The following is a 7633-nucleotide window of genomic DNA, read 5'->3' on the forward strand; positions in this document are numbered from 1 at the left end:
AGCGGCGCAAATCGAACCCCGCGCCGTGAGCGTCAGGCCCGGAGGAGGCAGCGTGCGTAACCACGGAGGGCCCGGGAGCGGCGCAAATCCAATACAGCTACCCGAGAATGTCCGCGCTCGCATCGACGCGATGCTCGACACGGTCGACGCCGAGTTGCGGACCCGGTACCCGGGCCCCGACGGCCGGGTCCAGCCGATCCACACCGCCTACGTCCCGGCCGACCGGGCCGCTGCCGCGACCCCCACCGAATGGGGTGCGGCCGCGATCGAGTTGCTCGATCGCCATCACGACCTGCTCACCGGAATCGACGGCACCGACGCGCTGCCCGCCGTGCGCAGCCGACTCGAGCAGCGGCCGATCCAGGATCTGCGTATCGACTTCGAAGACGGCTACGGCTTCCGTGCCGACGCCGAGGAGGACGAGGCCGCCATCGATGCGGGGACGGCACTCGCCGAGTGGGCGAAGCAATCTGATGGCCCGACCAACCTCGGCATTCGGATGAAGGGTCTGGCGGGCACCGAACGCATTCGCGCCCTGCGCACCCTCGAACTGGTCTTGGACGCCGCGGGTGGTGTGCCTGCGGGTTTCGTCTTCACGGTCCCGAAGATCCGTGCGGCGGAACAGGCTTCGGCGTTGGTCGCCCTGTGTGACGGACTCGAGCGCGGCTCCGGACTCGCTGCGGGCACCCTGCGATTCGAATTGCAGATCGAGAGCCCGCAGGCGATTATCGCCGCCGACGGCAGCGCCCCGATCGCCAAGATGCTCAGTATGTCCGAAGGCCGTTGCAGTGCTTTGCATTTCGGCACCTATGACTACACGGCCGCATGCGGTATCGCCGCGCCCGATCAGGCGCTCGACCATCCGGCTGCGGACTACGCGAAGTCGGTCATGCAGGTGGCTGCCGCCCAAACCGGGGTGTGGATCTGTGACGGCTCCACCCAGATCGTGCCGGACCGCGATCCGGAATCGGCACTGCGCAACCATCATCGGCTCGTCGGCCGGGCGCTGCGCCTCGGCTACTACCAGGGCTGGGACATGCATCCGGGCCACTTGATCACCCGCTGGCTGGCCACCTACGAATTCTTCCGTCGCGCCATCGACGTCGCGGTCCCGCGTCTGGTCGCCTATCTCGACCGGCGCTCCGGCGACGTCATGGACGAGCCCGCCACCGCGGAAGCCTTGGCGGCCACCGTTTTACGCGGCGTGAACTGCGGTGCACGCACCGCCGATGAACTGCGTGCGCTCGCGCCGGAACTGACTCCCGAGGTGCTGCGAGCACTCGTTGCGCGGGAGCCGATTCCGCAGGAGACACTGTGAACGACGACGCAGGAGGCCCATTGAACGCGGATTTCACGCTGCTGCCCGACCTTGCGGTGCGGCCGCTCGGTGGATCGGTCATCTGGGCCGATGACGAATTCTTCGCGGAGAAGGAGAATTTGATCAATCCGGGTCCGTCGGAATACCGGCCGTCGACCTTCGGACATAAGGGCCAGATCTACGACGGTTGGGAAACCCGCAGGCACCGTGGCCGCCCCGGCGACGATTCCGCCATCGTGCGCTTGGGCGTACCCGGTGTCGTCCGCGGCATCGTGGTGGACACCGCCTGGTTCAAAGGCAACTATCCGCCCGCGGTTTCGGTCTCCGCACTCGAGATCGACGGTTATCCGCCCGCGGAAACCATCGCCGAGCGCGACGATTGGGTGCCGCTGATCGACCGCGCCCCGGTAACCGGCGACAGCCGCAATCCGTTCGCGATCGAGAACGAAAACCGTTGGACCCATGTGAAACTAACCATGCACCCCGACGGCGGCGTCGCCCGGCTGCGCGTACACGGCGAGGGCAGGCCCGACCCGGAACTGCTCGGTCTCGGCCCGCTGGACCTGGCCGCGCTGGAAAACGGCGCCCTGGTCCTCGACTGCTCCAACCGCTTCTACAGTTCGCCGAACCAGCTGCTCTACCCCGGCCTGGCACGAAAAATGGGTGACGGTTGGGAAACCGCCCGCCGCCGCGACGACAGCAACGACTGGGTGCACATTCGACTTGCCGGACCCGGCCTCATTCGCCTCGCCGAGATCGATACGTCGTACTTCCTCGGCAATAGCCCCGGCTCGGCCCGGCTCACCGGCCGCACCACCGACGGCACCGAACTCGAACTGCTCCCGCGCACCGAACTGCTGCCCGACACCAGGCATCGCTTCGCGGTCGCGCCGATGGCGGCCTCGGTCGAGGAGGTCCGCCTGGATATCTACCCCGACGGCGGACTCGCGCGACTGCGCCTCTACGGCGAACTCGGGGGTTGAGCGGCATGGGCGAACGAGATTTCGTCGGCTATGGTGCGACGCCGCCGGATCCGCGGTGGCCCGATGGTGCGAAGATCGCGGTCCAGTTCGTCCTCAATTACGAAGAGGGCGCGGAGCACAATGTGCTCGACGGCGATCCGCATTCGGAGACGTTTCTCTCGGAAATGACTCCCGCGCAAGCCTTTCCGAACCGTCACATGAGCATGGAATCGCTTTACGAATACGGCTCCCGCGCCGGACTGTGGCGGGTACTGCGCGCCTTCGAACGCCGCGACCTGCCGCTGACCATCTTCGCCGTCGCCCGTGCTATGCAGCGAAATCCGGAGGCGGTGGCCGCCTTTCGGGAACTCGGCCACGAAATCGCCAGCCACGGCTTGCGCTGGCAGTCCTACCAGCTCACCGACCGTGACACCGAGCGCGAACATATGGCCGAGGCCGTGCGCATCCTCACCGAACTCACCGGCGCGGCCCCGCTCGGCTGGTACACCGGCCGCGATTCCCCGCACACCAGGGAACTGGTGGTAGAACACGGCGGTTTCGTCTACGACTCCGACTCCTACGCCGACGATCTCCCGTACTGGGTCACCGTGCACGGCCGCAACCATCTGGTCGTCCCGTACACCCTCGACACCAACGACATGCGCTTCGCTTCACCCGCGGGTTTCCCCAGCGGCGAACAATTCTTCGCCCACCTCCGCGACGCCTTCGACGTGCTTTATCGCGAAGGCGCGGAGGGTAGTCCGAAGATGCTGTCGATCGGCCTGCACTGCCGCCTGGTCGGCCGCCCCGCCCGCCTCGCCGCGCTGGAACGCTTCCTCGACCACGTCCAGTCGCATGCCGACGTGTGGATCGCGCGTCGCATCGATATCGCCGAGCACTGGCGTCGGGTGTTTCCGGCGGTCCAGGGCGACGGGAGCGGTCAGGGTGGGTGAGCTCAGCCGAACAGATTCCGCACGAACGGCAGCGAATCCGGCAGCGACGCATTGACGGTTCCGCTGTGATCCTCCGGATACGTGTGCAGCGTGACCGGCTGCCGATTCGCCTCGAGCACCGCGGCGTACCGCAGTGTCTCCGGTGTCACCACATCGGTGTCGCGCAGCCCCTGCCCCAGGAACAGCGGCCTGTCGTAACCGGATTCGGGCAGGCCGAGGTATGCGGTCAGCAGCCCGTGCAGGTCCGGAATCTCGAGCAGCGGACGTGCGAACAGGTCACCGATCACCACGCCGTCGGCCGCGAGCGCATCGCTGAGCGGGTTGATGCAGGCCTCGCGGGCGCGGGCGAGCCAGTCGCGGCCGGACTCGGTCAGATACGAATCGATTTTCAGCGCCGGATAGGTGGTGCGCAGGCCGTTGAGGATGTAGAGCACGTACGCCGACGAGTGCGGCGACAATTTCACCGGCGGCACATGCGGACCGAGCGGCAACAGAATGTCCTGGATATACGCCGGTATGCCGGTGCCGACCGCGCCGCGGTAATCGAGTTCGGGTCCGCCGAATTCGGAGGCGTAGCGCGCCGTGTAGACGGCAGCACCGGCACCCTGCGACTGACCGACGACCACCCACTTCTTCGCCAGCGACGAGTACTGCCTGGTGGCGGCTCGCACCGCATCGACGACATTGTGCGCGACCACGACGCCATTGAGATACGGATGTTCACCTGGCGTGCCGAGCCCGGCGTAATCCGCGGTGACGATGGCATAGCCCTGCCGCAGCCACGTCTCCAGATACGCCCAGTCCCGCTCGACCGCGCTCGGCCCGGCGATGCTGTAGGCGCAGTCGTCGCCGAGTCCGACCGTGCCGTGCGCCCACGCGATCACCGGCCAACCACCCTCGGGTGCTTCCCCGGGCGGGAAGTAGACCGCGGCGCCTGCCACCGTCGGGACATCGTTCGCGGTGGTCGTCTCGTACAGGATGCGGCTGGAATTCGCCGAACCCGGCGGTGTCGCCACCGCGGCCAGCGGCGCGACGGATTCCACCGCGCCCGGATCGGCACTCGCCGCAGGCAGTTGCAGGCCTAGACCACATACGACGGCAACGGCGAACCACAGTTTCCGCATAACGGCTCCTCTCGGACACGGAACGTCTGTCCGCGATGAACGCGGTCTGCCAATCGAACCATCGGCGCCCATTTCGAGGTGGCGGAGGCCACACGGCGGCTTGTGAAGGTGCTCACAACCCGGAATTCCGGGCGCGTCGGATGGCAGCCCGTCGGGCGATCTCAAACAGTACGAGCGTTACGCTAAAACCGCATGTCAGCGCTACCGGCGGGTAGGTTTCACGCGTGCAATTCGCAGGCAAATTTCGCAAGGTTAGCAAAGACCAGTCGAAACCTAGCTCGGATTCACACTTGCAACAGGTAGACGGCTATTTCCTGGTGTGCCATCGTGTGGAAGTACACCCCATGGGCCTAGCAAGCCTGCAAATTGCCGCCACAGCAGTTCGAGTGATGCTCGACCGTGGGGCACCGAAACGAAGAAGTGGAGTCAGAGATGTCGAACGCCGGCACCCCGAAGACCGCTGCGGAGATCCAGCAGGATTGGGACACCAACCCGCGCTGGAAGGGCGTCACCCGCAACTACACCGCCGATCAGGTGTCGAAGCTGCAGGGCACCGTCGTCGAAGAGGCCACCCTCGCCCGTCGTGGCTCGGAGATCCTCTGGGATCTCGTCAACAACGAGGACTACATCAACTCCCTCGGTGCTCTCACCGGTAACCAGGCGGTCCAGCAGGTCCGCGCCGGCCTGAAGGCCATCTACCTGTCCGGTTGGCAGGTCGCCGGTGACGCGAACCTGTCCGGCCACACCTACCCGGACCAGTCGCTGTACCCGGCCAACTCGGTTCCGTCCGTGGTCCGCCGCATCAACAACGCGCTGCTGCGCGCCGACGAGATCGCCAAGGTCGAGGGCGACACCTCGGTCCAGAACTGGCTGGCCCCGATCGTCGCCGACGCCGAGGCCGGCTTCGGTGGCGCGCTGAACGCCTATGAGCTGCAGAAGGCCATGATCGCCGCCGGCGCCGCCGGTGTGCACTGGGAGGACCAGCTGGCCTCCGAGAAGAAGTGTGGCCACCTGGGCGGCAAGGTGCTGATCCCGACCCAGCAGCACATCCGCACCCTGACTTCCGCGCGTCTGGCCGCCGACGTCGCCGACGTGCCGTCGGTGATCATCGCCCGCACCGACGCCGAGGCCGCCACCCTGATCACCTCGGACGTGGACGAGCGCGACCGTGAGTTCCTGGACGGCACCCGCACCGCCGAGGGCTTCTTCGGTGTGCAGAACGGCATCGAGCCCTGCATCGCGCGTGCCAAGGCCTACGCCCCATACGCCGACCTGATCTGGATGGAGACCGGCGTGCCGGACCTCGAGGTCGCGCGCAAGTTCGCCGAGGCCGTCCGCGGCGAATTCCCGGACCAGCTGCTGGCCTACAACTGCTCGCCGTCCTTCAACTGGAAGGCGCACCTGGACGACGCGACCATCGCCAAGTTCCAGCGTGAGCTCGGCGCGATGGGCTTCAAGTTCCAGTTCATCACCCTGGCCGGCTTCCACTCGCTCAACTACGGCATGTTCGACCTGGCCTACGGCTACGCCCGCGAGGGCATGACCGCCTTCGTCGACCTGCAGGAGCGCGAGTTCAAGGCCGCCGCGGAGCGTGGCTTCACCGCCATCAAGCACCAGCGTGAGGTCGGTGCCGGCTACTTCGACACCATCGCCACCACCGTGGACCCGAACACCTCGACGGCGGCCCTGAAGGGTTCCACCGAAGAGGGTCAGTTCCACTGATACATGGCGGCGCTCCGCGCCGCGTGTTCGCGGCCCCCAAGGTTCGCTTCCGAGCACTCGAGACTCGCGCCTGCGGCGCATGCGCTTCGAGTACTCGGAAGCGAACCGGCCGCGAACCGGGTTCGTCGGGCTCACCCCGTGCGGGGTTGTGAAGGTGCCCGAATTGAATACCTCGAGCCCTCTACTCCAGTAGGGGTGTACCGCCCTTCCGGCTGAACAGCCCCAGCCGGGAGGGCATCCCTATACCTTGAACCATCGAAGGCCCGCTCACACCGGAGCAGGCACCTTCGACCCGACGCGATCGTCAGGGCACGGAGGCGGAAGCTTGCGTAACAACGCAGGGCCTCGATCGCGTCAAAATTCAACACAAGCCACCCGACAGCCAGACAAAACAGCAGGAGCGGGACGTGAGCAGCGAGAAGATTCAGCGCGTCGGCATCATCGGTGCCGGCCAGATGGGTGCCGGCATCGCGGAGGTGTGTGCGCGGGCGCATATCGACGTGCTCGTCTACGAACAGACCCGGGAGCTAGCCGCCGCAGGTCGCGCCCGCATCCTGCGCTCGCTCGACCGCGGCGTCAGCAGCGGCAAGATCACCGAGCGCGAGCGCGAACAGGCCGCATGGCGGCTGCGGTTCACCTCCGACCTCGGCGACTTCGCCGACCGCCAGCTGGTGGTCGAGGCGGTGCTCGAGGACGAGAAGGTCAAGACCGCCATCTTCGCCGAACTCGACAAGGTGGTCACCGATCCGGACGCCGTGCTGGCCTCCAACACCTCTTCCATCCCGATCATGAAGATCGCCGTCGCCACCGCCAACCCGGAGCGCGTGGTCGGCATGCACTTCTTCAACCCGGTGCCGGTGCTGCCGCTGGTCGAGCTGGTCACCACGCTCAAGACCAGCGAGGCGGTGTCCGCGCGCGCCGAGGCCTTCGCGGGCGATGTGCTCGGCAAGCAGGTCGTGCGCTCGGCCGACCGCTCCGGTTTCGTGGTGAACGCGCTGCTGGTGCCGTACCTGCTCTCGGCCATCCGGATGGTCGAATCCGGCTTCGCCACCAAGGAAGACGTCGACAAGGCGATGGTGCTCGGCTGTGCCCACCCGATGGGTCCGCTGGCGCTCACCGACCTGGTCGGCCTCGACACCGTGAAGTCCATCGCCGACTCCATGTACCAGGAGTTCAAGGAGCCGCTGTACTCGGCGCCGCCGCTGCTGATGCGCATGGTCGAGGCCGGTCTGCTCGGCAAGAAGACCGGCGCGGGCTTCTACCAGTACAAGGTCTGACACCAGTCGCTTCTGGTCTGACACTGCGGTGGTGGCGCCACTCGGCCGCGAGCCCGTCAGACGTTGCAAATCAGACAGAGCCGATGCTGTCAGCGGAATAGTCTGTTCAAGAGGTGCTGTCGTGGGCGCGTGTCACGTTTGTGCGCCCTCGCAAGTGCCACGGAGCGAGTCTTACGAGCGACGTTCGCGGCCCGTCTCGCGTCCGAGTCGTCGAAGCGCATGCGCCGCAGGCGCGAGTCTCGACGGCTCGGACGCGAGACACCAGGGGGCCGCGAAC

Annotated in this window: 6 protein-coding genes; 5 read left to right on the top strand and 1 reads right to left on the bottom strand. The window is 66.6% G+C overall.

From position 1 onward, the window contains the following. Positions 1-130: 130 nt before the first annotated feature. From ACFYOW_RS37095 to puuE, 3 genes are read left to right on the top strand one after another with little or no spacing between them, the layout of a single operon-like run. Positions 131-1318: a DUF6986 family protein gene (locus ACFYOW_RS37095; RefSeq protein ID WP_387294722.1), complete on the top strand. Its 1188-nt coding sequence runs from the start codon at positions 131-133 to the stop codon at positions 1316-1318. After that, positions 1315-2301 (top strand): allantoicase, encoded by a 987-nt coding sequence (gene alc / locus ACFYOW_RS37100; RefSeq protein WP_387294723.1) that lies wholly within the window; start codon positions 1315-1317, stop codon positions 2299-2301. Before ACFYOW_RS37095 ends, alc begins: the two co-directional genes overlap by 4 nt. A gap of 5 nt (positions 2302-2306) precedes the next feature. After that, entirely contained in the window at positions 2307-3233 is a 927-nt protein-coding gene (gene puuE, locus ACFYOW_RS37105) for an allantoinase PuuE (protein WP_387294724.1), read from the top strand. Between the two features lie 2 nt (positions 3234-3235). Here puuE and ACFYOW_RS37110 read toward each other — a convergent pair whose 3' ends face one another. Further along, positions 3236-4357 (bottom strand): lipase family protein, encoded by a 1122-nt coding sequence (locus ACFYOW_RS37110; RefSeq protein WP_387294725.1) that lies wholly within the window; start codon positions 4355-4357, stop codon positions 3236-3238. 432 nt (positions 4358-4789) lie between these two features. Here ACFYOW_RS37110 and aceA point away from each other — a divergent pair, with 432 nt between their 5' ends. After that, positions 4790-6079, top strand: coding sequence for an isocitrate lyase (gene aceA / locus ACFYOW_RS37115; protein WP_387294726.1), 1290 nt, complete (start codon positions 4790-4792; stop codon positions 6077-6079). 407 nt (positions 6080-6486) lie between these two features. Beyond that, on the top strand, positions 6487-7356 hold the full coding sequence (locus tag ACFYOW_RS37120; RefSeq protein WP_357481834.1) for a 3-hydroxybutyryl-CoA dehydrogenase: 870 nt from the start codon (positions 6487-6489) through the stop codon (positions 7354-7356). The last annotated feature ends 277 nt before the right edge of the window (positions 7357-7633 follow it).

This window comes from Nocardia sp. NPDC006982, assembly GCF_042869435.1.
In the GTDB taxonomy this organism is placed as follows: Bacteria; Actinomycetota; Actinomycetes; order Mycobacteriales; family Mycobacteriaceae; genus Nocardia.